Here is a 25,537-nt window from a genome sequence, read left to right as displayed (position 1 = left end):
CTTGATCCCTTGGCGAATGCTGGACTAGCACGGGCGGCGTGACTGCCCTCCCCGCCTTGCCGCAAACCGATCTCGAAGCCGCCGCCGATCTGGAGGCGCTCGCCCGCGAGATCGCGCATCATAACCGGCTCTACCATACCGAGGACGCGCCCGAGATTTCGGACGCGGACTATGACGCGCTGGTCCGCCGCAACAATGCGATCGAGGCCGCCTTCCCGCATCTGGTCCGCAGCGACTCGCCCAACCGACAGGTCGGCGCCGCCCCGGCCGCGCATCTGGCCAAGGTGCCGCACGCCCGGCCGATGACCAGCCTCGACAACGCGTTCAGCGACGAGGAGGTCGAGGACTTCGTCGGCCGCGTCCGCCGCTATCTGAAGCTGCCCGACGACGAACCCGTCGTCCTGACCGCCGAGCCCAAGATTGACGGCCTGTCCTGTTCGCTGCGCTATGTCGACGGCCGGCTGGTCCAGGCGCTGACACGCGGCGACGGCGCGATCGGTGAGGACGTGACCGAGAATGTCCGTACCATCGCCGACATTCCGCAGACCATCCCCGCGCCCGGCGTGTTCGAGGTGCGCGGCGAGGTCTATATGAGCAAGGCCGACTTTACCGCGCTCAACGCCCGCCTCGCCCAGGAGGCGGCGGAGACCGGCAAGGAAGCGCGCCAGTTCGCCAATCCGCGCAACGCCGCCGCCGGCTCGCTGCGCCAGAAGAACCCCGCGATCACCGCCGGCCGCCCCTTGCGCTTCCTGGCGCATGGCTGGGGCGAGGCGAGCGCGGTGTCGGTCGAGACGCAGTTCGACATGGTCGAGACGTGGCGCCGCTGGGGCTTCCCCATCGCCGACGCCTTTGCCCGCGTGCCCGATGCCGCCGCCGCGCTCGCCATCTATCGCGCGATCGAGGCGCAGCGGGCCGACCTGCCCTTCGACATCGACGGCGTCGTCTACAAGGTCGACCGGCTCGACTGGCAGGCGCGGCTCGGCATCGTCGGGCGCACGCCGCGCTGGGCGATCGCGCACAAATTCCCGGCCGAGCGCGCGCAGACCACGCTGGAGCGGATCGACATTCAGGTCGGCCGCACCGGCGCGCTGACCCCCGTCGCGCGGCTGGAGGCGGTGACCGTCGGCGGCGTCGTCGTGACCAACGCCACGCTGCACAATGCGGACGAGATCGAGCGGCTGGGCGTTCGCCCAGGCGACCGCGTCGTCCTGCAACGTGCCGGCGACGTCATCCCGCAGATCGTCGAGAATCTGACACGCGACGTGGACCGCGAACCCTTCGTCTTCCCCGATCATTGCCCCGAATGCGGCAGTCTCGCGACGCGTGAGGAGGGCGAGGTCGTCATCCGCTGCACCGGCGGCTTGATCTGCCCGGCACAGCGGGTGGAGCGGCTGATCCATTTCGTGTCGCGCCATGCGTTCGACATCACCGGCCTGGGCCTGGTCCGTATCGAGGATTTCTTCCGCGACGGCCTGATCGCCTCGCCCGCCGACATCTTCCGTCTGCATCAGCATCGCGAGGCGCTGATCCAGCGCGAGCGTATGTCCGAACTGGTGGTCGACAAGCTGCTGGCGGCGATCGACGCGCGGCGCGACATATCGCTCGACCGCTTCCTCTTCGCGCTGGGCATCCGCCATGTCGGTGAGATCACCGCACGCGACCTGGCGCGCCGCTTCGTGTCGATGGCCGGCTTCCGCGCGATGATCGACGCCGCATTGCAGGTTCGTGCCGATACGGTGCCGGCGCTGGGCGAGCCGGAGCGCAAATACGAACTGCGCCGCCAGCGCGCGATCGTCGCCGCGATCGACACGCCCCAGATCGGCCCCGAGGTCGCCGACGCGCTGCTCGACTTCTTCGCCGAGGAGCATAACCGCGCGGTCGTCGACGACCTGCTGTCCGAGGTGACGCCGGCCGACGTCGTCCACCAGACCCGCGAATCGGACGTCACCGGCAAGACCCTGGTCTTCACCGGCACGCTCGAAACCCTGTCGCGCGACGAGGCCAAGGCGCAGGCCGAGGCGCTGGGCGCGCGCGTATCGGGTTCGGTATCGGCCAAGACCGACCTGGTCATCGCCGGGCCGGGTGCGGGCTCGAAGCTGAAAAAGGCGCAGGACCTGGGCATTCCGGTGATCGATGAGGCCGCCTGGAACGCGCTGGTCGCCGCGAGCTGAGGAAGGACGAGGGGCGCGGCGCCCCTCGAGAAAATCGCAACAATTCAAGCGACATGCACGACGGCCGCCCCCGCCGACCGTTGCCAATCTGCAACGCCCCGCCACGGAGTGAACGCCCCCTGTCGCGCGAATGAATTTTGTCACATAATGGCAATGTTCGTACCGCAGGGGGCCGCTCAACCGAACCGAATAACGGTCGGACCGCGCGCCTGCGCGAAAAGGGGACCTTATATGCGAAACATTCTGCTTCTGAGCACGGCTGTGGCCGCGCTGGCCTTTCCTGCGACGGCATTCGCCCAGTCGACCGGCACCGTGGACGCCGAAGAGGACGTCGTCGTCACCGGCGCTCGTGGCCCCACCAGCGTCAACGGCATCTCGATCCCGGACACGCCCAAGGCGAAGGCGGTCATCAATCAGGAACTGATCGAGCGCCGTGCACCCGGTCAGACCATTCTGGACACGCTGAACCAGGTTCCGGGCGTCAGCTTCACCAATTCCGACGCCTATGGTTCGTCGGGTGGTCAGATTCGTATCCGTGGTTTCGACGGCAATCGTGTTTCGCTGACGTTCGACGGCATCCCGCTGAACGACTCTGGTAACTACGCGATCTATTCGAACCAGCAGCTCGACCCCGAATTGATCGAGCAGGTGAACGTGAACTTCGGTGCGACGGACGTCGACTCGCCGACCGCGAGTGCTTCGGGTGGCACGGTCAATTATCGTTCGCTGATCCCCACGGACGAACGCCGGGCCGTGGCCGTATATTCGCGCGGCACGAACGACATGAACCGCGTGTTTGGTCTTCTGAACCTCGGCCAGCTGACCTCGTTTGGCACCAAGGCCTGGGTTTCGGCCAGCAACCAGCGGTATGAACAATTCCGCGGTCCGGGCGAAATCCACAAGAGCCAGTTCAACGGCAAGATTTACCAGCCGATCGGCAACGGCGGCGATTTTATCTCGCTGGCGGCGCACTACAATCAGAACCGTAACAACTTCTACAGCAATCCCAGCCTTGCAAACATCCGCAGCGTTTTGGGCAACACCGTAGTTCCGGCTTCGGGCATTTCGCCCGCCAATCCGTATACGCTGGACCTGAATCGCGATCAGTTCGATACGGTGTTCGACAACACCTCGTCGCTGTATCGCTACGACGCGAATTGCACCCTGCCTTCGGCCAATGTCGCTCGCGGCAACAACACCACGCAGGACGATCGCAGCGCCTGTGGTAACTATTACGGCTACAACGCCAATCCGTCGAACACGGGCAATGTCCGCCTGAACTCGCGCTGGACGCTGAGCGACAAGCTGCTTTTCACGTTCGACGGCGCCTACTCGTTCACGCGCGCCAACGGCGGCGGCACGGCGGTGTTCTCTGAACGCGATAACGCCCTGCAGAACGTTTACACCAACCAGTTCACGCGCGTCGGCGCGGGGATCGCGAATGGCGCCGATCTGAACGGCGACGGGGATCAGCTGGACTATGTCCGCGTCTATTTCCCCTCGAACACTCGCACCCAGCGCTTCACGGCGATCGCGGGCCTGCGCTACCAGATCGACGACAACAATCTGGTTCGTCTGGCCTATACCTGGGACCGTGCGCGCCATCGCCAGACCGGCGAGGCCAGCCTGCTCCAGCCTTGGGGCGATCCGCGTTTGCCGTTCAGTGCCCTCGATGGCGAAGGCCCCTTCGCGGTCAAGGACGCGGCTGGCAACGTCCTGAACAAGCGTGACCGTCTGTCCTATGCGATCCTTCATCAGGTGTCGGGTGAATATCGCGGCTCGTTCTTCGAAGATCGTTTCAAGGTTGCCCTGGGTCTGCGCGCGCCGTTCTTCCGCCGCAACCTGACCAACAATTGCTGGACGATCGCCGGCAGCTCGAACGACGCCTATTGCACCTCGCAGTCCGCTGCGCAGGTTCGGGCTCTCGATGCATCGAACGCCAATCTGACGCTGGCGGCTCCCTACAAGAACCGCATCGAGACCTATAGCGCGCTGCTGCCCAACGTCGGCTACACCTACAACTTCAGCAGCACGACCAGCATGTTCGGTAGCTACTCGAAGGGCTATTCGGTGCCTCGCACCGACAATCTGTACGGCTTCGACGATGTCGAGATTTCGCCGGTCGCAGCCGTGAAGCCCGAGAAGACCGACTCGTTCGATCTCGGCCTGCGCTACACCTCGCGTCTGATCCAGGCACAGGTCGCCGGCTGGTACATCAAGTACGACAACCGCATCATCTCCTCGCTGGTTCAGCTTGATGGCGGCGGCACGCTCAGCATCGACCGCAACGTCGGTGCGACCAAGACCAAGGGCATCGACGCCAGCCTGGGCATCCGCCCGAGCCGTCATTTCTCGGTCTATGGCTTTGTATCGTACCTCGACTCCGAGCTGCTGTCGGACGCGATCAACCCGCAGAACGGCCAGGTCCTGGCCGCGACCAAGGGCAAGTTCGTCGTCGAAACGCCCAAGTGGCAGTATGGCGGCCGTGCGCAGTTCGATTTCGAACCCTTCTCGCTCGGCCTCCAGGCCAAGCATATCGGCGACCGCTTTGTCACCGACGTCAACGATCTGATCAGCAAGGGCTACACGCTGGTCGATCTGGACGCGCGATTTAGCATGGCGTCGCTGGGCCTGAAGGACACCTTCTTCCAGCTGAACGTGTCGAACCTGTTGAAGGAGCGCTATTTCGGCAACCTGAGCACCGGCACGACCAACACCAGCACGACGCGCTACACCTTCGGTGCGCCGCGTACTGTGATCGGAACGATCCACTTCGGCTTCTGATCAACATTAGAAAACTGCTCATGGGGCCGCCCCTCCTTCGGGAAGGGCGGCCCTTCTTTTTGCGCCCGCCCCCAATCTTTGCCCTTGCCGGTCAGGCCGTGTAGATGTCGCCCGGCCATGGCCATGCATTCGCCCGTCGCGACCTCCGCCGCTTCACCCGCCGCCACCGATCCCCTGTCGGTGCGGCCGTTTTTCGAGAACAAGGCGCGTGCCTTCTGGACGCTGCAGGCGGCCGGCTGGTCGGGCTATCTGGTGCTGCGCTCGGTGGTCGGCATCTCCAACGGCTTTTCGCTGGAGAAGATCATCCCCGTGATCATCGAGGCGATCCTGGGCTATTGCATCACCCTGCTGCTCTCGACGCTCTATGGTTATTACCGGCGCATCCCGCGCATCATGGGGGTGTTCCTGACGCTGGCGACGCTGGCGGCGGCGACGTTCCTTTATGCGGCACTCAACGCCTTTTCCTTCTCGTTCATCACCACGACCCAGCCGGGCGTCACCGTCACGCTGCTGATCGGCAATCTGTTCATCACCTTCGTCGTGCTGGCAGGCTGGTCGGCGCTCTATTTCGCGATCAACTATTATCTGATCGTCGAGAGCCAGATCGACGAGATGCGCGCGCTGGAATTGCAGGCCTCCTCGGCGCAGCTGGCGATGCTGCGCTATCAGTTGAACCCGCATTTCCTGTTCAACACGCTCAATTCCATCTCGACGCTGGTGCTGCTCAAGCAGACCGAGCGGGCGAACGCGATGTTAAGCCGGCTGTCAGCCTTTCTGCGCTACACGCTGGCGAACGAGCCCACGGCGCATGTGACCGTGGCGCAAGAGGTTGAAACCCTGAAACTCTATCTCGAAATTGAGAAGATGCGCTTCGAGGACCGCCTGCGCCCGAGTTTCGAGATCGACCCGCGCGCCGAACGCGCCCGTCTGCCCTCGCTGCTGCTGCAGCCGCTGGTCGAGAATGCCATCAAATACGCCGTCACGCCGCAGGAGGAAGGCGCGGAAATCCGCGTCGATGTGCGACTGGTCGGGCAACGGGTGCGGATCGCCGTATCGGATACCGGCCCCGGCTTGCACGAGACCCGTCATTCCTCAAGCGTTTCGACCGGCGTCGGACTGTCCAATATCCGCGAGCGACTGGCCCAGGCTTATGGCCCGGACCATCGTTTCGAATCCCGCTCCGCGCCGGCTGGTGGGTACTCGGTCGAGATCGAGATCCCGTTCCAGCTCGAGAATGTGAATAGAGAGGCCGCATGACCATCCGTACCATCCTCGTCGACGACGAGCCCCTGGCGATCCAGGGACTGGAGATCAGGCTCCAGGCGCACGACGACGTCGAGATCATCGAGCGCTGCTCGAACGGGCGCGAGGCGATCCGCGCGATCAAGACGCACAAGCCCGACCTCGTCTTCCTCGACATCCAGATGCCGGGTTTCGACGGTTTTTCGGTGATCCAGGGCCTGATGGAGGTCGAGCCGCCGCTGTTCGTCTTCGTCACCGCCTATTCCGACCATGCCCTGCGCGCGTTCGAGGCGCAGGCGGTCGATTACCTCATGAAGCCGGTCGAGGAGGCGCGGCTCGCCGACACGCTGGACCGCGTGCGCCAGCGCCTGAACGAGAAGCGCGGCGCGGGCGAGGTCGAGAAGCTGAAGGAAGTGCTCGCCGAACATGCGCCCGAAGCGGTCGCCGACCTGAATGAGGGCGGCGAGGTGGCGTCCAGCCGGTTCGAGAAGCTCATCAACATCAAGGATCGCGGCCAGATCTTCCGCGTCGATGTCGACACGATCGAGATGATCGAGGCGGCGGGCGACTATATGGTCATCAACACCGGCGACAATTCGCTGGTCCTGCGCGAGACGATGAAGGACCTGGAGAAGCGGCTCGATCCGCGGCGTTTCCAGCGGGTGCATCGCTCGACCATCGTCAATCTGGACCTGGTTAAGCAGGTGAAGCCGCATACCAATGGCGAATGCTTCCTGCTGCTGGAATCGGGCGCGCAGGTGAAGGTGTCGCGCAGCTACCGCGACGTGGTGGCGCGGTTCGTTCACTGATCTCCGTTCGCACTGAGCGCAGTCGAAGTGCACGTTCCGCGCTGGGTTGGCGTGCGTGGCGTGGCCTTCGACTTCGCTCAGGCTGAACGGAGGTTGGGAGCAAACCCCAAAGCCCCACAGCGGTTCACGCTGAGCCCTTCGGCTGGCTGGCAAGCCAGCCGCTCAGGATAAACTTCGGCGCATAGCGCCGAAGTCGAAGCGCACGCTCCGACCTCCGCCAAACAGGCTTACCGCAACCCCAGCATCTTGTGCGTCTGAAGCGTCAACCGCCAGCGCGGCCGCTCCATGACCATGGCAATACACGCCTCACGATTCGCCTCCGCCCGGGGATCATCAAGCGGCTGGAGCAGGTGGTTCGCGAAATCCCACCCCTCGACCTCGGCCGGATCGATCCCCGCCTGCGGCCAGACCAGCTTCAATTCCTGACCCGATCGCTGAACGACCTCCGACCCCGCCTTGGGGCTGATGCACACCCAATCGAGTCGCGGGTGCGCGGCAATCGTCCCGTTGCTCTCGATCGCGATGCAGAAGCCGGCGTCGTGCAGAGCATCGACCAGCGCATCGTCGACCTGGAGCATCGGCTCGCCCCCGGTCAGCACCACGAAACGCTCGTCCCGCGCCCCGCCCCAGAAGCCCTCGACCGCCGCGACCAGCGCGGCTGCATCGGCGAAACGTCCACCGCCCAGGCCATCGACGCCGACGAAATCGGTGTCGCAGAACCGGCAGATCGCGGTTCCGCGGTCCTGCTCGCGGCCCGACCATAGGTTGCAGCCGGCGAAGCGCACGAACACCGCGCGCCGCCCGGCCTGCACGCCCTCGCCCTGGAGCGTCAGGAACATCTCCTTGACGGCGTAGCTCACCGGATCAGCCCTGCGGCTTGACCGCATAGGCGGTGGGGTCGGGGATGCCCGCTTCCTCGAAACCCTTGGAGCGCAGGCGGCAGCTGTCGCATTCACCGCAATGCAGCCCCTCGGGCGTCGGGTCGTAGCAGGACCAGCTCAGCCCCATATCGACGCCCAGTCGCGTGCCTTCGCGCACGATATCGGCCTTGGTCATGTGCTGGAGCGGCGCGTGAATCTTGAAGGGCTGACCTTCGACGCCCGCCTTGGTCGCGATCTCGGCGAGGCTCTCGAACCCCGCGATGAACTCCGGCCGGCAATCGGGATAGCCCGAATAGTCCAGCGCATTGACGCCGATGAACAGGTCGCGCGCGCCGGCCGCCTCGGCCCAACCCAGCGCGAGGCTCAGGAAGATCGTGTTACGTGCGGGCACATAGGTGACCGGAATGCCCGGCTGCACGCCGTCCTTGGGCACATCGATGTCGGCGGTCAGCGCCGAGCCGCCAAAGGCCGACAGGTCGAGCGGCAGGACGATGTGGCGTTCGGCACCCAGTGCCTCGGCGACTCGCGCGGCGGCGGCGAGTTCGACCTTGTGGCGCTGGTTGTAATCGACCGACAACGCGAGCACGCGATAGCCGGCGGCCTTGGCCGAAGCAGCGGAAATCATCGAGTCCAGCCCGCCCGAAACGAGCACGACCGCCATGGGAGCAGAAGATGTCATGATGGGCGCGACCGCTACGCCGATTGCCGCCATCTTGCAATGGCGCGCGTCTAAAGACCTGTGACGGTGGCAAAAAATCGGGACCGCGACAGGCCCGTTCGGGGCTGGCGGTCCCGTTCAGGACCTGACACCGGGCATGCTGAAGACCCGGACAAGGGAGAGTCCACTGCTGAAGTGGAAGCCATGGGCTATCACGCGGCCGGTAAAGGCCGCGTTAAACCGGCACGGCTCAGTTCTTGAGCTTCCAGCCCTTGCGCAGCAGCGCATAGCAGAGGACGGCCATCACCACATCGATGCCGAGAACCACGAACCCGCCCAGCGTCACCGGCGAGTCGGCCAGGCCCAGAAAGCCGTATCGAAAGCCGGAAATGACGTAGAAGAACGGATTGGCATGACTGATCGCGCGGAACGCCGGTGCCAGGCCATCGACCGAGTAGAAGGTGCCCGACAGCAGCGAGAGCGGCACGACCACGAAATTGGTGACCGCGGCGGCATGGTCGAACTTCTCCGCCCAGATCGAGGTCAGCACACCCAGCAGCGCCAGGAAGATCGAGCCGAGCAGCCCGAACCACAGCACCGCGAAAAAGGCGTGGGGGGTAACATGCACGCCCGGCCAGATGACCATCGCGACCCAGACCGTCACCCCGACCAGCACCGCGCGCGTCACCGCGCCGCCGACCAGCGCGGCCAGCAGCTCGGCGGTGGACAGCGGCGGCATCAGGTAATCGACGATCGTGCCCTGGATCTTGCCGACCAGCAGCGAGAAGCTGGCATTGGCGAAGGCGTTGTTCATCATGCCCATGACGATCAGGCCCGGCGCGATGAAATCGGCGAAGGGCACCTGCGCGCCCGCGACCGGCACGGCGTGACGCCCGCCCAGCGCGGTGGTGAAAATGATCAGATATAGCAGCGTCGTGACTGCCGGCGCCCAGATCGTCTGGAGCTGCACCTTGAAGAACCGGCGCACCTCCTTGATATAGAGGGTTCGAAGGCCGCCCCAGTTGATGTTCCGGATCACGGGCTCACCGGGGGCGGCGCGTATAGCGGACGGGATTTCGCCGATTGGGGGCTGGCTGCTCATCGCAATAGCGCGTAACCGCTGCCGTGCCCGCCCGCAACCCGGTGCGATGATGAAGTGAGGAAAGGTTTCGAATGTCGTGGACCGATGAGCGGATCGATACGCTCCGGACGATGTGGGAAGCGGGTCAGACCGCCAGCCAGATCGCCGAAGCCCTGGGCGGGGTCAGCCGCAACGCCGTGATCGGCAAGGCGCATCGCCTGGGCCTGCAGGCGCGCCCGTCGCCGGTCCGCGCCAATGAGCCGGCCGCTGTGGAAACCCCGGCCCCCGCGCCCGTCGCGCCGGCACCGGTCGTCGAGCCCGAACCCGAACCCATTCAGCCCGAACCGGTCGTCGAAGCGGCGCCCGAACCCGCCGCCGAGCCGGCGCGCGAACCGCAGCAGCCGGTGCTCCGCTCGGTCGGCCCGGGCGGCTTCGTGCGCCAGTCGCCGGGCGAGCAGCAGCCCCCGCCCTCGCCCGCCCCGCCGCGCCGCCTGGTCCCCGCTAAGCCGAGCGCGGAGATCGCGGGCAAGACCTCGCTGCTCGATCTGAACGACCGCATCTGCAAGTGGCCGATCGGCCATCCGGGCGAGCCGGACTTCCACTTCTGCGGCGACAAAGTGAATCCGGGCTTCCCGTATTGCGTTGCGCATTGCGGCCACGCCTATCAGGCGCAGCTGCCCCGCCGCGATCGCCGTCCGCCGCCGCCCCTCCCCTTCGGTGGCCCGCGCGTCCGCTGATTCGAGGCCGATGAGAAAAGCCCGCCGGTTTCGCGACCGGCGGGCTTTTTCGTGGCTGGCTGATTCCCATGGCCTTCGACTTCGCTCAGGCTGAACGGGGTTTGGTGCTATGCCCTCATCCCTCATTCCGTTCAGGCTGAGCGAAGTCGAAGCCCACGCCCCAACGCCCGCCTCAAAGGAAAGGGCGACTCCTCAAGAGAAGCCGCCCCCTCACATCAGAACCGGAACGCTGCCGTCGCGCGCAGCGAGTGCCAGCGGAACTTGTCGTCCGACCGACGAATGTCGGTGCCGGTGGTGTTGGGCGTCAGCACGAACGGATTGTTCGCCGCGGCCGACCCTTGCGTCACCCGCACGCGCGTGTCGTCGTCGCGATACTGGTGGTACATATATTCCATGCCGATCGAGAAGTTGCGGCCGATCTTCTGCTCGATACCGCCACCGCCGAGGAAGCCGAACTGGTTGCGGTCGCCGCTGATCGCGAAGGCGTTGGCACCGTTCGAGGTCGCGAACTCGCGGTTGATGCGGGCATAGCCGCCGCCGAAGGTGCCGTAGAACAGCGTCTTGTTCGCCGCATAGCCCAGGCGACCACGGACCGAGGCTTCCCAGTCGATGCTGCGGGTGAAGGTGTACCAGGCCGGCGTGGTCGAGAAGCCCGAGACGCTGTCGGTGATCTCGGACTTACCGAATTCGCCGACGACACCGTACACGATGTTGCCCGCCTGATGGTCCAGGCCAACGCGGCCATAATAGGCGATGCCGTCCTTGTCGTTATCGCAACCCGTCGCGCCGTTCTGCGGCGAGATGGTGCTGCGCGCGCGACCGTTGCAGAAACCGGGCGAGAAGGCGTTGGCGCCGGCCGCCGTGGTCACGACATCGCCAAAGCGGCCATCCAGGTTGCGATCGAACAGCAGGCGCGAGCCGACATCGTTGGGCTGCACGTCATAGCCGAAGCTGCCGCCGACATAGGCACCCGAGAAGGGCGCGACATCGTCATCGGCCGTATAGCTGTCCTGCGCCATCGCCGGCGCGGCGAACAGCGCCGTGGCGGCGACGCCCGCCATCCAAAACTTGAACATAAACACTCCCATACCCTTGGCTTAAGGTGCCGGTGGAACGGGCGGCGGGCGCGGAATATCCCGCCGCTTAATCTGGGCAAAGTTTTGTTGCATTTGCGCCACGCCACCCGGTGCTGGCGCATGGGCTCCACAACCCCTATAGTTCCCGTTATGTCCAATGATCTGTTCGCGGGCGGCGCCCGCCCCCAACCCGCCTATGACGCCTCCTCGATCGAGGTGCTGGAGGGGCTGGAGCCGGTGCGTCGCCGCCCGGGCATGTATATCGGCGGCACCGACGAGCGCGCGCTGCACCATCTGGCCGCCGAAGTGCTCGACAATGCCATGGACGAGGCGGTGGCAGGCCATGCCACCCGGATCGAGGTGAAGCTGGAGCCGGGCAACCGCCTGACCATCGTCGACAATGGTCGCGGCATCCCGGTCGACCCGCACCCGAAATTCCCCGACAAGTCGGCACTGGAGGTCATTCTCTCGACCCTCCACTCGGGCGGCAAGTTCACCGGCAAGGCCTATGCGACCTCCGGCGGCCTGCACGGCGTCGGCATCTCGGTGGTCAACGCGCTATCGTCGGACACGGTGGTCGAGGTGGCGCGCGAGCGCATCCTCTATCGCCAACGCTTCGCCAAGGGCGCGACGCTCGGTCCGCTGGAGACGGTGGGCGCCGCCCCCAATCGGCGCGGCACCAGCGTCGCCTTCACCCCCGATACCGAGATTTTCGGCCCCGAACTCGCCTTCAAGCCGGCGCGGCTGCACAAGCTCGTCCGCTCCAAGGCCTATCTGTTCGCGGGCGTCGAGATCCGCTGGCACTGCGCGCCCTCGCTGATCACCGATGACACGCCGGCCGACGCGGTGTTCCAGTTCCCCGGCGGCCTCGCCGATCATCTGAAGGAGCAGCTGGGCGGCCGCGAATGTGCCACCGCCGATGCCTTTGCCGGCAATCAGGACTTTCCCGGCGAGCAGGGCCGAGTCGAATGGGCGGTCGCCTGGCCGCTGTGGAGCGACGGCAGCTATAGCTGGTATTGCAACACCATCCCGACCCCCGATGGCGGCACCCACGAACAGGGCCTGCGTCAGGCGCTGGTCCGGGGCCTGCGCGCGTTCGGCGAGTTGGTGAACCAGAAAAAGGCCAAGGACATCACCGCCGACGACGTCATGGTCGGCTCCGAACTGATGCTCTCGGTCTTCATCCGCGAACCGCAATTCCAGAGCCAGACCAAGGACCGCCTCACCAGCCCCGAGGCGGCGGGTCTGGTCGAAAAGGCCGTGCGCGACCATTTCGACCATTATCTCTCGGCCAATATGGAGCGGGGCAAGGCGCTGCTCGGCTATGTGCTCGACCGGATGGACGAGCGCCTGCGCCGGAAGGCCGAGCGTGAGGTCAAGCGCAAGACCGCCACGTCCGCGCGCAAGCTGCGCCTGCCGGGCAAGCTGACCGACTGTTCGGCGGACAGCCCCGAAGGCACCGAGCTGTTCATCGTCGAGGGCGACTCGGCGGGCGGCTCGGCCAAGCAGGCGCGCGACCGCAAGACGCAGGCGATCTTGCCGATCCGCGGTAAGATCCTGAACGTGGCCTCGGCCACCTCGACCAAGATTCTGCAGAACCAGGAGATCGCCGACCTGACGCTGGCGATGGGTTGCGGCACGCGCAAGGATTGTGACCCGACCCAGCTGCGCTATGAAAAGATCGTCATCATGACCGATGCAGACGTGGACGGCGCGCATATCGCCACGCTGCTGATGACCTTCTTCTTCCAGGAAATGCCCGATCTGGTGCGGCGCGGGCACCTCTATCTCGCGCAGCCGCCGCTCTATCGCCTGACGGTCGGCGCCAAGTCGCTCTACGCCCGCGACGACGCCCACCGCGCTGAGCTGGAGCGCACCGCGTTCAAGGGCAAGAAGGTCGACGTCGCGCGCTTCAAGGGCCTGGGCGAGATGAACCCCGGCCAGCTGCGCGAAACGACGATGGACCCGTCGAGCCGCAGCCTGATCCGCATCACCCTGCCCCAGGAATATGAGGAACGCGCGGGCGTGAAGGATCTGGTCGACCGGCTGATGGGCAACAACCCGGCGCACCGGTTTGCGTTCATTCAGGAGAATGCGGCGCGGCTCGATGAAGAGGTGATCGACGCCTGATCGGGCGGACCAATCTTGCAAAGCACAGGAAGATCGGCAAGTTTCGCTCTCTCCCATCCGACTTGTGTTCCGATGCAGGCCAATAAAGGCCACTCGGGTTGGAAAGGTCGTGCGTTATGATGCTTCTTGCCATCCTGCTTTCCTCCGCACCCTTAACACTGCCAAGAGAGGATCGAGGCACCGTCACGGTTACAGGGCGAAGCCTTGCCGACACACGCCGCGATCTGGAAAACTGCCTTGCGCAGCAATGTCCACCTAAGGATGAAATTGCCCGATCGTTGGCCTATGCCGAAGCCCAATTTTTAATGGGCGATTATCGCGGTGGCCGCAAAACCATGCTGATCGCACGGCGACGTAATGCTCGCTACGCATCCGAACTTCCCGAAGATGTATCGGATCTCCATTATGCAACGGGACGGTTTGCCAATCTGGTGGGGAACCCGGACAGCAATCGGCTGAGCATGTTTGATGCAGTCGATGCCTTGAAAGCGGGCCTGCCTGACACCGATAGTCGAGTCATGCAGCAAAGGCTGGCCATCGGAGATGGTTTTGCCATCAATGGTCAACTTTATGCAGCCCTTTCCCAATACGGCTCAGTAGCCCGCAAAGCTCGCTCAGTTGGGCTAACCTCGATCGAAGGCATGGCGCAATTCAAGGCAGCCGTGTTGCTGGCAGCGGTGGCTAGCTCCGTGCCCGAATTTGCCATTGATGCCCGGCGCAAAGCTGACGCAATTCTTGCAAACGACGACCCCGCATTCCTACCCTATCGAAATGGCGTTCGTATGTTGCGCGCGAGATTGGTAAGAAAATCGGAACGTGACGCCGCCATTGCCGAAGTCATCAAGGAGATGGAGCCAATGCCAGGCATGGACCAGGCTCTAATTTACAACCCCCCAATAAGGTTGGATGATATTTCCTTCGGAGCGGTACCCGGCGACGCGACACCTTGGGCCGACATCAACTTTTGGGTGACGGCGGACGGCCGGGTGTCCGATATCTCCACGGTACGCCAATCCGAAGATATGAATAAGGCTTGGCTCAAACCCGTTGTGAGAGCCTTGGAGACGCGACGCTATCTACCCAATCCGAAATCCTCAGGCGTCATGCATATGGAGCGCATTTCCTTCATTGCTGATCTCACGGAATCACCGCGCTCACGGATCAGGACCCGGGAAACCAAGCGCCGCGTCGACATAGTGGATTTGCTTGCCCAGCCATCCAACAAGCGACAGGAAAGCACGCCAGCTTTGCATACGCCTGTTACCCCACCGGTTTGAGGCACATCGAAAACATCATAGCACAGGCTTGGTGCCTGTCCGCCGATTATCCCGCGCGTTGACGCGCATGCGCAATAGCCCGTATGATCGCAAAGGGCGGCCCTTTGAGCCGCCCTTTGCTGTTTGAAGGAGACATCCCCGTGACCATCACCGCCCTGATGCCCGTCTACCCACGGTGCGGGGTGCGTCCGGTCCGAGGCGAGGGCGTCTATCTCTATGGCGAGGACGGCGAGCAGTATCTGGACTTCGCCGCCGGGATCGCGGTCAACGCGCTGGGCCATGGCCATCCGAAGCTGGTCGAGGCGATCGCCAAGCAGGCCGCGACGTTGATGCACGTGTCGAACCTCTACGGCAGTCCGCAGGGTGAGCATTTCGCGCAGCGGCTGGTCGATTCGACCTTTGCCGATACGGTGTTCTTCACCAATTCGGGCGCGGAAGCGGTCGAATGCGCGATCAAGACCGCGCGCCGCTATCATTTCGCCAATGGCAATCCGCAGCGTCATACGCTCATCACCTTCAACAATGCCTTCCATGGCCGGACGCTGGGTGCGATCTCGGCGACCAACCAGCCCAAGATGCGTGACGGGTTCGAGCCGCTGCTGCCCGGCTTCGCCTATGCGCCGTTCGACGATCTGGAGGCGGCGCTCGCGCTGATCGACGAGAACACCGCCGGTTTCCTGGTCGAGCCGATCCAGGGCGAAGGCGGTCTGCGCCCCGCCAGCATGGAATTCCTGCAAGGACTGCGCAAGGCGTGCGACGAGCATGGCCTGCTCTTGGTGCTGGACGAGGTGCAATGCGGGTACGGCCGCACCGGCAAGTTTTTCGCGCATGAGCTGTACGGCGTGAAGCCCGACATCATGGCCTCGGCCAAGGGTATCGGCGGCGGCTTCCCGCTGGGCGCATGCCTGGCGACCGAGGAAGCGGCCAAGGGCATGGTGATCGGCACGCACGGCTCGACCTATGGCGGCAATCCGCTCGCCATGGCGGCGGGCGAGGCGGTGCTCGACGTGATGCAGGAGCCGGGCTTCCTCGAGCATGTCGAGGCCATGGGCAAGCGCCTGCGCTCCACCCTGGAGCAGATGATCCCGAACTTCGATCATCTGTTCGAGGAAGTGCGCGGCCACGGCCTGATGCAGGGCCTGAAGATGAAGAGCGACAGCCGTCGTTTTGTGGCGCATTGCCGCGACCATCACGGGCTGCTGCTGGTCGCGGCGGGTGAGAATGTCATCCGCATCCTGCCGCCGCTGACCATCGACGAGAGCCACATCACCGAGTTCGCGACCAAGCTGTCGGACGCCGCGCGCGTCTATGTCCCCGCCGCCGACGACTGATGATCCCTGCCACCCCGGCGGCGAGAAACCGCCGGGGCGACGGAGTATAGACCCATGACGATCCGCCACTTCCTGAACCTCGCCGACGCCGGTCCCGAGGGTGTGACCGCCATTTTGCAGGACGCGCAGGCCCGCAAGGCCGCCCGCGCCGGTTTCACCAAGGGCCGCGTCGATGCCGACGCCCCGCTCGCCGGGCATACGCTCGCCATGGTGTTCGAGAAGAACTCGACCCGCACTCGCGTCAGCTTCGACATGGCGATCCGCCAGCTCGGCGGCACCTCGATCGTGCTGGATGCGGGCACGATGCAGTTGGGGCGCGGCGAGACGATCGCCGACACGGCGCGCATCCTGTCGGGCTATACCGATGCGATCATGATCCGCACCGATGACCATGCCAAGGTCGAGGAAATGGCGCATTATGCCAGCGTCCCGGTCATCAACGGCCTCACCGACCTGTCGCACCCCTGCCAGATCATGGCCGACCTGCTGACCGTGATCGAGGCGGGCAAGACCCTGTCCGGCCTGAAGGTCGCCTGGCTGGGCGACGGCAACAACGTCCTGCACTCGATCGTCGAGGCGGGTGGGCTGCTCGGCTTCGACGTCGTGGCCGCCTGCCCCAATGGCTATCACCCGGAGCCGGGCACGCTGGAGCTGGGCCGGGGCCGCGCCACCTGCACCACCGATCCGCGTGCGGCGGTCGAGGGCGCGGACATCGTCGTCACCGACACCTGGATCTCGATGGGCCAGGCCCATGCCGAGGAAAAGCTGGCCGCGATGATGCCGTATCAGGTCAATGCCGAACTGATGGCGCTGGCCAAGCCCGACGCCAAGTTCCTCCACTGCCTGCCCGCGCACCGTGACGAGGAAGTCACGTCGGAGGTGATCGACGGCCCGCAATCGCTGATCTGGCCCGAGGCGGAAAACCGCCTCCACGCGCAGAAATCGGTGCTGCGCTGGTGCTTTGGCCAGATCGGTTGATCGCGGCCGAGCCCATACTATCTATGGAAAGGCCGGCGGGTTCGTCGGCCTTTTCTCTTTTCCCGCCTGACCGGCACCATATCGCCCGGACGTCCTCCGGAGCGTAAAGGCACGAGCATGACCGACATCACCCTGCCCGACCTCGACCGCGCGATCGCGTTCACTATTCCCGAGCAGCACGCACGCGGACGGCTGGTGCGGCTGGGCCCGGTGCTGGACGAAATTCTCGCGGCGCATGCCTATCCCCCGGTGATCGAGCGGCTGCTGGCCGAGGCGCTGACGCTGACCGCGCTGATGGGCGCGACGCTGAAGGATACCAGCGGCCAGCTGACCATCCAGACGCGCAGCGACAGCGGCGTGATCCGGCTGCTGGTCTGCGATTATCGTGGCGGCGAGCTGCGCGGCTATATCCAGTATGACGAGGACCGGCTGGCCGAGCTTCCTGCCGAGCCGACATTGTTCGCGCTGTTCGGTCAGGGCTATCTGGCGATCACCTTCGACCTGGCGGTAACGGGCGAGCGCTATCAGGGCATCGTGCCGCTCGACGGCGATACGCTGTCGGCCGCCGCCGAGAGCTATTTCATCCAGTCGGAGCAGATCCCCAGCCTGCTGCGCGTCGGGATCGCCAAGGGACCGGACGGCCGCACCGTCGCGGGCGGCCTGTTCCTCCAGCATCTGCCTGAGGGCGAGGAAGGCCGCGAGCGGCTGCACGTCAAGCTCGACCATCCCGAGTGGGAGCATGTCCAGGCGCTCGGCCAGACCATGCAGGTCGAGGAACTGGCCGACGCCGCGCTGCCGCTGGAGACATTGGTGTGGCGGCTGTTCAACGAGGAGCGCAATGTCCGCGTATCGGAATCGCCCGCGATCGTGCGCGGCTGCCGCTGCTCGGCGGAGTACATCGCCAGCGTCATCACGAAGTTCTCGGTCGAGGAACGGCGCGAGATGGCCGATGCCGATGGCCTGATCCAGGTCGATTGCGCCTTCTGCGCGAAGAAGTTTCCTGTGCCGTTCGACGCCGCGCCGGCGGCCTGACCGCTTATTCCTCCCCAAGCTATGCTTGGGGAGGGGGACCATGCGCAGCATGGTGGAGGGGCATTCCGTCTGGCAAAGCCCCTATATTTGCGATCGGAACCGCCCCCTCCACCACCAGCCTACGGCTGGCGGTCCCCCTCCCCATCGGAGATAGGGAGGATTGGATCAGCCCCCCAGCGCCTCGACCAGCGCCTTGACCTTTTGCTGGCGCCATTGTGGCAGCGGCGCGACCAGCCAGTACCCCATGCGCGACGGCACCGCTTCACCGGTTGCGATCACCCGCCCCTCGGCCAGATCGCGCTCGGCCAGCAGTTGCGGCACGGTCGCGCGACCCAGACCCGCCGCCACCGCATCGATGGCGAGGCCCGCATCGGTGACGCGGACCAGCGGCGCGCCCTCCTCCGGCGCACCCGGCCAGGCGATCAGCGGTGCGTCGGCGGGACCAATCGGAATCATCCCGTCCGACTCGATCGCCTCCCCCTCCAGCCCGCCGGGGCCGTCACCCCAGCGGATGGCGAGGTCGAGATTCGCCTCGGTGAAGTCCAGCCCCTCGTCCGACGCGATCAGCGAGAAGCGCAGGTCGGGATCGCTCGCGGCGATGGCGGCGAGGCGCGGCATCAGCCATTTCTCGGTCACGTCGCGCGGGGCGGCGATGGTCAGCGACTTGGACGACTGGCCCGCCTGCATCGCGCGCACCGCATCCTCGAATTGCAGGAAGCCCGCGCGCAAGGGGGCCAGCCCCGCCTCCGCTTCGGGCGTCAGTTCCAGCCCGCGCGTGGTGCGGCGGAACAGCACGACGCCCAGCGTATCCTCCAGCGCACGGATCTGCTGGCCCACCGCCGCCGGGGTCACCGCCAGCTCGTCAGCGGCGCGGGTGAAGCTCAGATGGCGCGCGGCCGCGTCGAGCACACGCAGGCCGTTGAGCGGCAGGTGCGTGCGCTTCACGATTCCACCGCCGGCGCGATCAGCGCGAAATGGGGGATGGCGGCATCGAAGGTCACGCCGTCCGCGCCGACCATCCTGTAGCTGCCCTGCATCGCCCCGCTGGTCGTCGCCAGCGGACAGCCCGAGACATAGTCATAGGCGGTGCCCGGCTGGATCACCGGCTGCTCGCCGACCACGCCTTCGCCCTCGACCGAATGGCGCGCGCCGCGTCCGTCGGTGATGATCCAGCGGCGGGTGAGCAGCTGCACCGGCTGATCCCCGTCATTCTCGATGCGGACATGATAGGCCCAGAACCAGCGCCCGCGCTGCGGCTCGGACTGTTCGGGCAGATAGCTGACCGACACGCGCACCGTCACCGGCCCGCTGGTCAGCGCGTGGGAGAAGAGCGCCTTCACAGACCCACGGCGCGCAGGGCCTGGTCGAGATCGTCGATCAGGTCGTCCGCATCCTCCAGCCCGACATTCAGGCGCAGCATCCCCTCGCCGATCCCCATCTCGACGCGCTTGTCCTCGGCGACACCGGCATGGGTGGTCGAGGCCGGGTGAGTCATCAGCGAGCGCGAGTCGCCGATATTGTTGGAGATGTCGATCAGCTCCAGCGCGTCGAGCAGGCCGTGCGCCTGTTCGCGACCGCCATCGAGTTCGAGCGCGAAGATGCTGCCCCCCGCCTTCATCTGGCGCATGGCCAACTCATGCTGCGGATGGCTGGGCAGCGCCGGGCATAGGACGCGCGGCACGCGGCCCTCCAGGAAGGTCGCGACCTTCAACGCCGACTCCGACTGGCGATGGATACGCAGGTCCAGCGTCTCCAGCCCCTTCAACACCACCCAGGCATTGAAGGCCGACAGCGTCGGACCGGTGTTGCGGGTGAAGGGCAGCAGCGTGTTGGTGATGAAGTCCTCGGTCCCGCATACCGCGCCCGCCAGCACGCGCCCCTGCCCGTCCATCATCTTGGTGGCGGAATAGGCAGTGACGTCCGCGCCGAAATCCATCGGTCGCTGGAGCGCGGGGGTGGCGAAGGCATTGTCGACGACCGTGGTGATGCCGCGTTCGCGCGCAATGGCGCAGATCGCTTGAAGATCGGCGACGTCCATCGTCGGATTGGCGGGGGTTTCGAAGAAGAAGACCTTCGTCTCGGGGCGGACCGCGTCGAGGAACGCCTGCGGATCGCGGGCATCGACGACGGTGGTGGCGATGCCGAACTTGGGCAGCAGCGTGTCGGTCAGCCAGCGGCACGACCCGAACGCCGCGCGCCCGCCGACCAGATGGTCGCCCGCCTGCAACTGGCAGAGCAGCACCGCGGTCATCGCCGCCATACCCGACGCCATGGTCCGGCACGCCTCGGCCCCTTCGAGGAGCGCGATACGCTGTTCCAGCATCTCGACGGTCGGGTTCTGGAGGCGGGAATAGGTCATCCCCTCCTGCTCGCCCGCGAACCGCGCCGCCGCATCGCCCGCCCGGTCATAGCAATAGCCCGAGGTCAGGAAGAGCGCCTCGGACGTCTCGCCATATTCCGACCGCGCGGTGCCGCCGCGTACGGCCTGCGTCGCGGGGCGCCATTGGTTGGTGATCGAACGGTCCTGGCCAGTCTTACGCTTCATGCCAGCCCATTTGCCGGTCCGGGACACGGGGTTCAAGGATATTCCGCCTATCATGGCGGACAGCATCCCTCCCAACTGTCACCGTTACACGATCGGAACGAAAATCGGCCCGATCCGGTTATGCTCGCGACCTGCAACAGGGAGAATGACGATGAAGATTGGGATCGGCCTTTTGCTCGCGGCCAGCGTGGTGTCGCTGTCGGCCTGCAACAGCAAGGGCACGGACAAGCTGGCGGACCGTGTCGAGAACGCCGCCGACAACCGCGCCGACACCATGGAGTCGCAGGCCGACGCGCTGCGCAACGAAGCCAAGATGCTCGACAAGCGCGCCGAGAACACCCGCGACTATGCCGAGGACCGCGCCGACGCGATCAAGGCGGCGGACGTCAACGCCAGCGCGATGAGCCAGGAACAGCGCGACGCGATCGTCGCCAACCAGGCCGCGGCGGTCCGCTAAGCCGGCCAGTCGTGATGACGGAGGGCCCCACCCTCCGTCATCCCTCAATGTCGTCGGCGGTAGGAGCCCCCGCCACCAAAGTCATTGCCCGATCGCCGCGCCAGCGCCATGACCATGGCCATGCGCCGTCTGCTCGCCCCCTTCAGCCGCCCGGCCCCGGCGCTGTTCGCGCTGCTCGCCATTGCCCAGGCCATCTTCAGCTGGCGACTCACCACCCCGCACACGCTGGTCTTCGACGAAGTCCATTATGTCCCCGCCGCGCGCATGCTGCTGGCGCTGTCGGGGCCGGTGAATATCGAGCATCCGCTGCTCGGCAAGACGCTGATCGCCGCCGGAATGCTGGTGTTCGGCGACAATCCGCTGGGCTGGCGCGCGCTGTCGACGCTGGCGGGGACGGCGATCGTCGGGGGCGTGTTCGCGATCGTCTGGCTGATGACCCGGCGGACGCGCGCGGCCGCGGTCGCGGGTTTGCTGACCATCGTCAATTTCGTGGTGCTGGTGCAGGCGCGCATCGCTATGCTCGACGGGTTCATGGCGGCCTTCGTCGTGCTGGCGGTCGCCGCCATGGCCTGGGCGATGCGCGGCGACGCAGGCCAGAGCCGGTGGCGCTGGACGCTGGGGGCCGTGCTGCTCGGTCTGGCCGTCGGCACCAAATGGGCCGCCGTGCCCTATCTGGGCTATGCGGCGATCGGGTTCGTCCTGCTGAAGCGCGGCGATCCGTCGCGCTGGCCGGGGTTGCGCTGGTGGTCGGCCTGGGGGCTGCTCGGGCTGGCGGCCAGCCTCGCCTATGCCGCGACCTTCGCGCCGGCCTTTTTCTACGCGTCCGAGCCGATGACGCTGGCGCGGCTGATCCCGTTCCAGCTCGATATGTATGCCCGCCAGACCCAGATTCTGCCGCCGCACGCCTATCAGTCGGCCTGGTGGAGTTGGCCCGTCATCGGGCGGCCGATCTGGTATTTCTACGAAGTCGCGGACGGGGCGCAACGGGGGGTTTTCCTGCTCGGCAATCCGGCGGTGATGTGGGGCGGACTGGTCGCGGTGGCGGCCTGTGCGCTGGGCTGGCTGCGGACGCGCGAGGTGCGGCTGGGCGTCGCCGCCGCGCTTTGGATCGGCGGGTTCGCGATCTGGGCGATCATCCCCAAGTCGCTGGGCTTTTACTATTATTACTTCCTGCCGGCGATCTGGCTGTCGGTCGCGCTGGCGGTGGCGATCGACCGGTGGCGCGGCTGGCTGCGCGATTGGGACGAGGTCTATCTCGTCGCGGCGATCAGCCTGTTCGTCTATTTCTACCCGATCCTGACGGCCGGGGCGCTGGGCGGGCCGAGGGCCTTCCTGCGCTGGGCCTGGTTTGTGGATTGGCGCTGAGGAATTTCCTTAATACCGCCCCCACACGAACCGCGACGACAGCGCGTAATTCCACACTGCGCCGATCAGCACCCCGATCAGCGCCGATACCGCCCACTCATTGGCGCGCGCATCGTGCAGAAAGGCCGCAACGCCGACATTGGCGATCGCCCCGACCGAACAGACCAGACAGAATGACACCCAGCCATCGAGCAGCGGCTTGAGCCCACGCAGCCGCCGGTCGCGATAGGTCAGCGCGTTGTTCAGGAAGAAGTTGAACGTCATCGCCGCCGCCACCGCGACGATCTGGCTGGCCAGGAAGCTGGCGCCCAGCAGGACGAAGAACAGGCTCAAGACGGCCATGTGCACGCCGACGCCCAGCACCCCGATCGCCGAAAACATGGCGAAGCGCACCGGCACCACCTTGCCGAAGCGACGGTCGTACAGCGCGATCAGATATTCCATCGCCACGACATGATCGAGCTTCGACTCGCCCTCGGTCCGCAGGCGGAACACATAGGGCATCTCGGCGGCGCGTAAGGGGCGCGGCGAGGCACTCATGATGTCGAGCAGGATCTTGAAGCCGATGCCCGACAGATGCGGCACCGTCTCGCGCGCCACTTGCGTCCGGACCATGAAGAATCCGCTCATCGGGTCGGACAGGTTCACGTTCAGCACGCGCTGCGACAATCTGGTGGCGAAGGCCGACTTGGCGACGCGGTCGCGGTCCCAGTCGCCCGTCCCGCCGCCATCGACGAAGCGCGAGCCCACCACCAGATCGAGGTCGCCTTCCGCCTGCAACCGGTCGAGCATCTTCGGGAGCAGCGTCTCGTCATGCTGGAGGTCGCCGTCGATCACCGCGACCATGGGAGCAGCGGTGGCGCACATCCCCTCGATACAGGCCGAGGACAGGCCGCGCCGCCCGATCCGCTGGATCACCCGGACACGCGGGTCGACCTTGCCGAGTTCACGCGCGGCGTCCGCCGTGCCGTCGGGGCTGTTGTCGTCGACGAAGATCGCCTCCCACCGCCGCCCGGCCAGCGCCTGGTCGAGCTTGGCGATGAGCACGGGCACATTGGCGCGCTCGTTGAAGGTCGGGATGACGACCGCGAGTTCGAGGAGCGCGCCCATGCGGATCAGAGTCGGTCGAGGATCGCGTCGGCCATGGCGCGGGTCGACAGGCTGCCGCCCAGATCGCCGGTCCGCGCGCCCTCGCGGATCGCGCCCGCCACCGCCGCGTCGATACGGTCGGCGGCCTCGGTCATACCCAGCGAGTGGCGCAGCATCATCGCCGAGGACAGGATCGCCGCACACGGATTGGCCTTGCCCTGGCCCGCAATGTCGGGCGCCGAGCCATGGATCGGCTCGTACAACCCCTTGCCCGTCGCACCCAGCGCGGCGGAGGGCAGCATGCCGATCGAGCCGGCGCACATCGACGCCTGATCCGACAGGATGTCGCCGAACAGATTGCCGGTCAGGATCACGTCGAACTGACCCGGATCGCGCACCAGCTGCATCGCGCAATTGTCGACATACATATGGTCGAGCACGACCTCGGGGTAATCCTCCGCCACCTCGATCACCACGTCGCGCCACAGCTGCGAGGTTTCCAGTACATTGGCCTTGTCCACCGACAACAGGCGGCGGCGGCGGCGCATTGCCGTCTCGAAGCCGACGCGCGCGATCCGGGCCACTTCCTCTTCGTCATAGCGCATCAGGTCATGGCCTTCGCGCAGGCCCGCCTCGGTGGTGCCACGGCCCTTCGCGCCGAAATAGACGTCGCCGGTCAGCTCGCGCACGATCACCATGTCGATCCGGCGCGCGATGTCGGGGCGCAACGAGCTGGCACCCTCCAGCCCCTCGAACAGGCGCGCAGGGCGCAGGTTGGCAAACAGGCCGAACGCCTTGCGCAGGCCTAGGATCGCCTGTTCCGGCCGATGCGCGCGTTCCAGATTGTCGAAACGCGGATCGCCGACCGCGCCGAACAGCAGCGCATCGGCGCGCTCCGCCACCGCCAGCGTCTCGGGCGGCAGCGGATGGCCCGCCGCCTCGTACGCCGCACCGCCGACCTTGGCCTCCTCGAAGGTCAGGCCCAGGTCCAGCGCCTCCAGCACGCGCCGCGCTTCCGCCGTCACTTCCGGGCCGATGCCGTCACCGGCGAGGATCGCGATCAATGCCATGGCTGGCCCCTTCCTGTCTCTGTTCGGAGCGCCCTTTGCCTTAGCGGGCGGGCATCACGCAACCGCCCTTTTGAACCGATCGAACAACCGCGCGCGTGCCGGCATGGGATCGTTGCGCAAACCCGCAAGCAGATCGCGCGTCAGGAAATGCGCGGTGATCCGCGCGCCCGCAAAGATGTCGGGCCAGTCCGCCACCCCGCCCTCGCGCAGGAAAGCGGGCAACGGGAACAGCCGCGCCTCATAGCCGAACGCCGCCCCCACCGACACCGCCGCGCCGCTCTTGGGGCTGACATAGGCGAGGTCGTCCGCCGCGCCGGTCACGGTGCATCGCTCAAGGTCCAGTCCGAACCCCAACTGCCCGAGCAGCAGCAATTCATAGCGCACCAACGCCCCCGCCCAGCCCCGCGCCGAGGGCGCCGACTCGATAGCGGTCAGCACCGCGTCCAGCGCATCGTAGAGGACGGGATAGGGCTGTTCCTCGGGCAAGGCGGCGGCGGTCAGCGCGCACAGCCACTCGATCCCGGCGGCGGCCAGCGGCTCGCCATGCAGCCCCGCGCGGCTATGCCCCGGCTCGATGGTCAGCGCCGCCAGCTGCTCCGCCGTCCGCGCCCGCCACTCGCCGATAATGTCGTTCCCCGGCTGCAACACCGGCCGCAAAGCCCGCGACCGCCCGCCCCGGACATAGCCCGGCTGCACACCGTCATCGCGGGTCAACGCCCGCACGATCGCCCCATGCTCGCCATGCGGCCGGACCGACAGGATGATGGCGGGGGCAACCCGATGCATGAGGGAGGATGTAGGGGGGAATGGGGTGGGATGCTATG

Annotated in this window: 22 protein-coding genes; 12 read left to right on the top strand and 10 right to left on the bottom strand. The window is 65.9% G+C overall.

The features are described 5' to 3' along the window. Positions 1–38: 38 nt before the first annotated feature. The 4 genes from ligA (at position 39) to GGR48_RS15760 (ending at position 7,006) form a co-directional block, all read left to right on the top strand. On the top strand, positions 39–2,171 hold the full coding sequence (gene ligA / locus GGR48_RS15775; RefSeq protein WP_338110486.1) for an NAD-dependent DNA ligase LigA: 2,133 nt from the start codon (positions 39–41) through the stop codon (positions 2,169–2,171). Between the two features lie 231 nt (positions 2,172–2,402). Continuing rightward, positions 2,403–4,955, top strand: coding sequence for a TonB-dependent receptor (locus GGR48_RS15770; RefSeq protein WP_183952800.1), 2,553 nt, complete (start codon positions 2,403–2,405; stop codon positions 4,953–4,955). Positions 4,956–5,078: 123 nt separating this feature from the next. Further along, complete coding sequence (locus GGR48_RS15765) at positions 5,079–6,212, top strand: sensor histidine kinase (RefSeq protein WP_183952808.1); 1,134 nt, start codon at positions 5,079–5,081, stop codon at positions 6,210–6,212. Further along, on the top strand, positions 6,209–7,006 hold the full coding sequence (locus GGR48_RS15760; protein ID WP_007406732.1) for a LytR/AlgR family response regulator transcription factor: 798 nt from the start codon (positions 6,209–6,211) through the stop codon (positions 7,004–7,006). Before GGR48_RS15765 ends, GGR48_RS15760 begins: the two co-directional genes overlap by 4 nt. 227 nt (positions 7,007–7,233) lie before the next feature. Here GGR48_RS15760 and queE read toward each other — a convergent pair whose 3' ends face one another. From queE to GGR48_RS15745, 3 genes are all read right to left on the bottom strand, one after another. Continuing rightward, positions 7,234–7,866, bottom strand: coding sequence for a 7-carboxy-7-deazaguanine synthase (gene queE / locus GGR48_RS15755; protein ID WP_183952799.1), 633 nt, complete (start codon positions 7,864–7,866; stop codon positions 7,234–7,236). A gap of 4 nt (positions 7,867–7,870) precedes the next feature. Then, entirely contained in the window at positions 7,871–8,599 is a 729-nt protein-coding gene (queC, locus tag GGR48_RS15750) for a 7-cyano-7-deazaguanine synthase QueC (RefSeq protein ID WP_276207986.1), read from the bottom strand. Between the two features lie 196 nt (positions 8,600–8,795). Then, positions 8,796–9,647 (bottom strand): ABC transporter permease, encoded by an 852-nt coding sequence (locus GGR48_RS15745; protein WP_183952797.1) that lies wholly within the window; start codon positions 9,645–9,647, stop codon positions 8,796–8,798. A 71-nt stretch (positions 9,648–9,718) separates the two neighbouring features. Here GGR48_RS15745 and GGR48_RS15740 point away from each other — a divergent pair, with 71 nt between their 5' ends. Further along, positions 9,719–10,363: a GcrA family cell cycle regulator gene (locus GGR48_RS15740; RefSeq protein WP_183952796.1), complete on the top strand. Its 645-nt coding sequence runs from the start codon at positions 9,719–9,721 to the stop codon at positions 10,361–10,363. Between the two features lie 215 nt (positions 10,364–10,578). Here the strand turns inward: GGR48_RS15740 and GGR48_RS15735 are convergent, their stop codons facing one another. Beyond that, complete coding sequence (locus tag GGR48_RS15735) at positions 10,579–11,439, bottom strand: outer membrane protein (RefSeq protein ID WP_183952795.1); 861 nt, start codon at positions 11,437–11,439, stop codon at positions 10,579–10,581. A 150-nt stretch (positions 11,440–11,589) separates the two neighbouring features. On the opposite strand from GGR48_RS15735, the gene parE reads away from it, so the two are divergent. From parE to hslO, 5 genes are all read left to right on the top strand, one after another. Continuing rightward, positions 11,590–13,569 (top strand): DNA topoisomerase IV subunit B, encoded by a 1,980-nt coding sequence (parE, locus tag GGR48_RS15730; protein WP_183952794.1) that lies wholly within the window; start codon positions 11,590–11,592, stop codon positions 13,567–13,569. A 116-nt stretch (positions 13,570–13,685) separates the two neighbouring features. Continuing rightward, positions 13,686–14,846, top strand: a complete 1,161-nt coding sequence (locus GGR48_RS15725) for an energy transducer TonB (RefSeq protein ID WP_183952793.1) — start codon at positions 13,686–13,688, stop codon at positions 14,844–14,846. Between the two features lie 140 nt (positions 14,847–14,986). Beyond that, a complete protein-coding gene (locus GGR48_RS15720) occupies positions 14,987–16,177 on the top strand; it encodes an acetylornithine transaminase (RefSeq protein ID WP_183952792.1) in 1,191 nt (396 codons plus the stop codon). A 54-nt stretch (positions 16,178–16,231) separates the two neighbouring features. Next, positions 16,232–17,155 carry an ornithine carbamoyltransferase gene (argF, locus tag GGR48_RS15715; protein ID WP_183952791.1) on the top strand — a complete coding sequence of 308 codons (924 nt, stop codon included), beginning with the start codon at positions 16,232–16,234 and terminating at the stop codon, positions 17,153–17,155. Between the two features lie 117 nt (positions 17,156–17,272). Continuing rightward, positions 17,273–18,187 (top strand): Hsp33 family molecular chaperone HslO, encoded by a 915-nt coding sequence (gene hslO, locus GGR48_RS15710; protein WP_183952790.1) that lies wholly within the window; start codon positions 17,273–17,275, stop codon positions 18,185–18,187. Between the two features lie 165 nt (positions 18,188–18,352). Here hslO and GGR48_RS15705 read toward each other — a convergent pair whose 3' ends face one another. The 3 genes from GGR48_RS15705 to GGR48_RS15695 are packed head-to-tail and all read right to left on the bottom strand — an operon-like array spanning position 18,353 to position 20,732. Continuing rightward, positions 18,353–19,132, bottom strand: a complete 780-nt coding sequence (locus GGR48_RS15705) for a LysR family transcriptional regulator (RefSeq protein WP_183952789.1) — start codon at positions 19,130–19,132, stop codon at positions 18,353–18,355. Continuing rightward, positions 19,129–19,527, bottom strand: a complete 399-nt coding sequence (apaG, locus tag GGR48_RS15700; RefSeq protein ID WP_183952788.1) for a Co2+/Mg2+ efflux protein ApaG — start codon at positions 19,525–19,527, stop codon at positions 19,129–19,131. The genes GGR48_RS15705 and apaG overlap by 4 nt, the downstream gene beginning before the upstream one ends. Continuing rightward, a complete protein-coding gene (locus tag GGR48_RS15695) occupies positions 19,524–20,732 on the bottom strand; it encodes a trans-sulfuration enzyme family protein (protein ID WP_183952787.1) in 1,209 nt (402 codons plus the stop codon). Before GGR48_RS15695 ends, apaG begins: the two co-directional genes overlap by 4 nt. 145 nt (positions 20,733–20,877) lie before the next feature. Here GGR48_RS15695 and GGR48_RS15690 point away from each other — a divergent pair, with 145 nt between their 5' ends. Beyond that, the gene (locus GGR48_RS15690) at positions 20,878–21,189 is read left to right on the top strand and encodes a hypothetical protein (protein ID WP_240455935.1); all 312 of its coding nucleotides are present in this window, start codon (positions 20,878–20,880) and stop codon (positions 21,187–21,189) included. 120 nt (positions 21,190–21,309) lie between these two features. Next, positions 21,310–22,554, top strand: coding sequence for a phospholipid carrier-dependent glycosyltransferase (locus tag GGR48_RS15685; RefSeq protein ID WP_183952807.1), 1,245 nt, complete (start codon positions 21,310–21,312; stop codon positions 22,552–22,554). 9 nt (positions 22,555–22,563) lie between these two features. On the opposite strand, the gene GGR48_RS15680 is transcribed toward GGR48_RS15685, so the two are convergent. From GGR48_RS15680 to recO, 3 genes are read right to left on the bottom strand one after another with little or no spacing between them, the layout of a single operon-like run. Beyond that, entirely contained in the window at positions 22,564–23,664 is a 1,101-nt protein-coding gene (locus GGR48_RS15680; RefSeq protein ID WP_183952785.1) for a glycosyltransferase family 2 protein, read from the bottom strand. Positions 23,665–23,669: 5 nt separating this feature from the next. After that, positions 23,670–24,713: a 3-isopropylmalate dehydrogenase gene (leuB, locus tag GGR48_RS15675; protein WP_183952784.1), complete on the bottom strand. Its 1,044-nt coding sequence runs from the start codon at positions 24,711–24,713 to the stop codon at positions 23,670–23,672. Positions 24,714–24,767: 54 nt separating this feature from the next. Further along, positions 24,768–25,499: a DNA repair protein RecO gene (recO, locus tag GGR48_RS15670; protein WP_183952783.1), complete on the bottom strand. Its 732-nt coding sequence runs from the start codon at positions 25,497–25,499 to the stop codon at positions 24,768–24,770. Positions 25,500–25,537 lie beyond the last annotated feature (38 nt).

Origin of the sequence: Sphingomonas pseudosanguinis, from assembly GCF_014196255.1 — a bacterium.
Lineage (GTDB): Bacteria > Pseudomonadota > Alphaproteobacteria > Sphingomonadales > Sphingomonadaceae > Sphingomonas > Sphingomonas pseudosanguinis.
The sequence above is the reverse complement of the archived record's forward strand: the minus strand, read 5'-3'. Positions and strand labels throughout refer to the sequence as shown.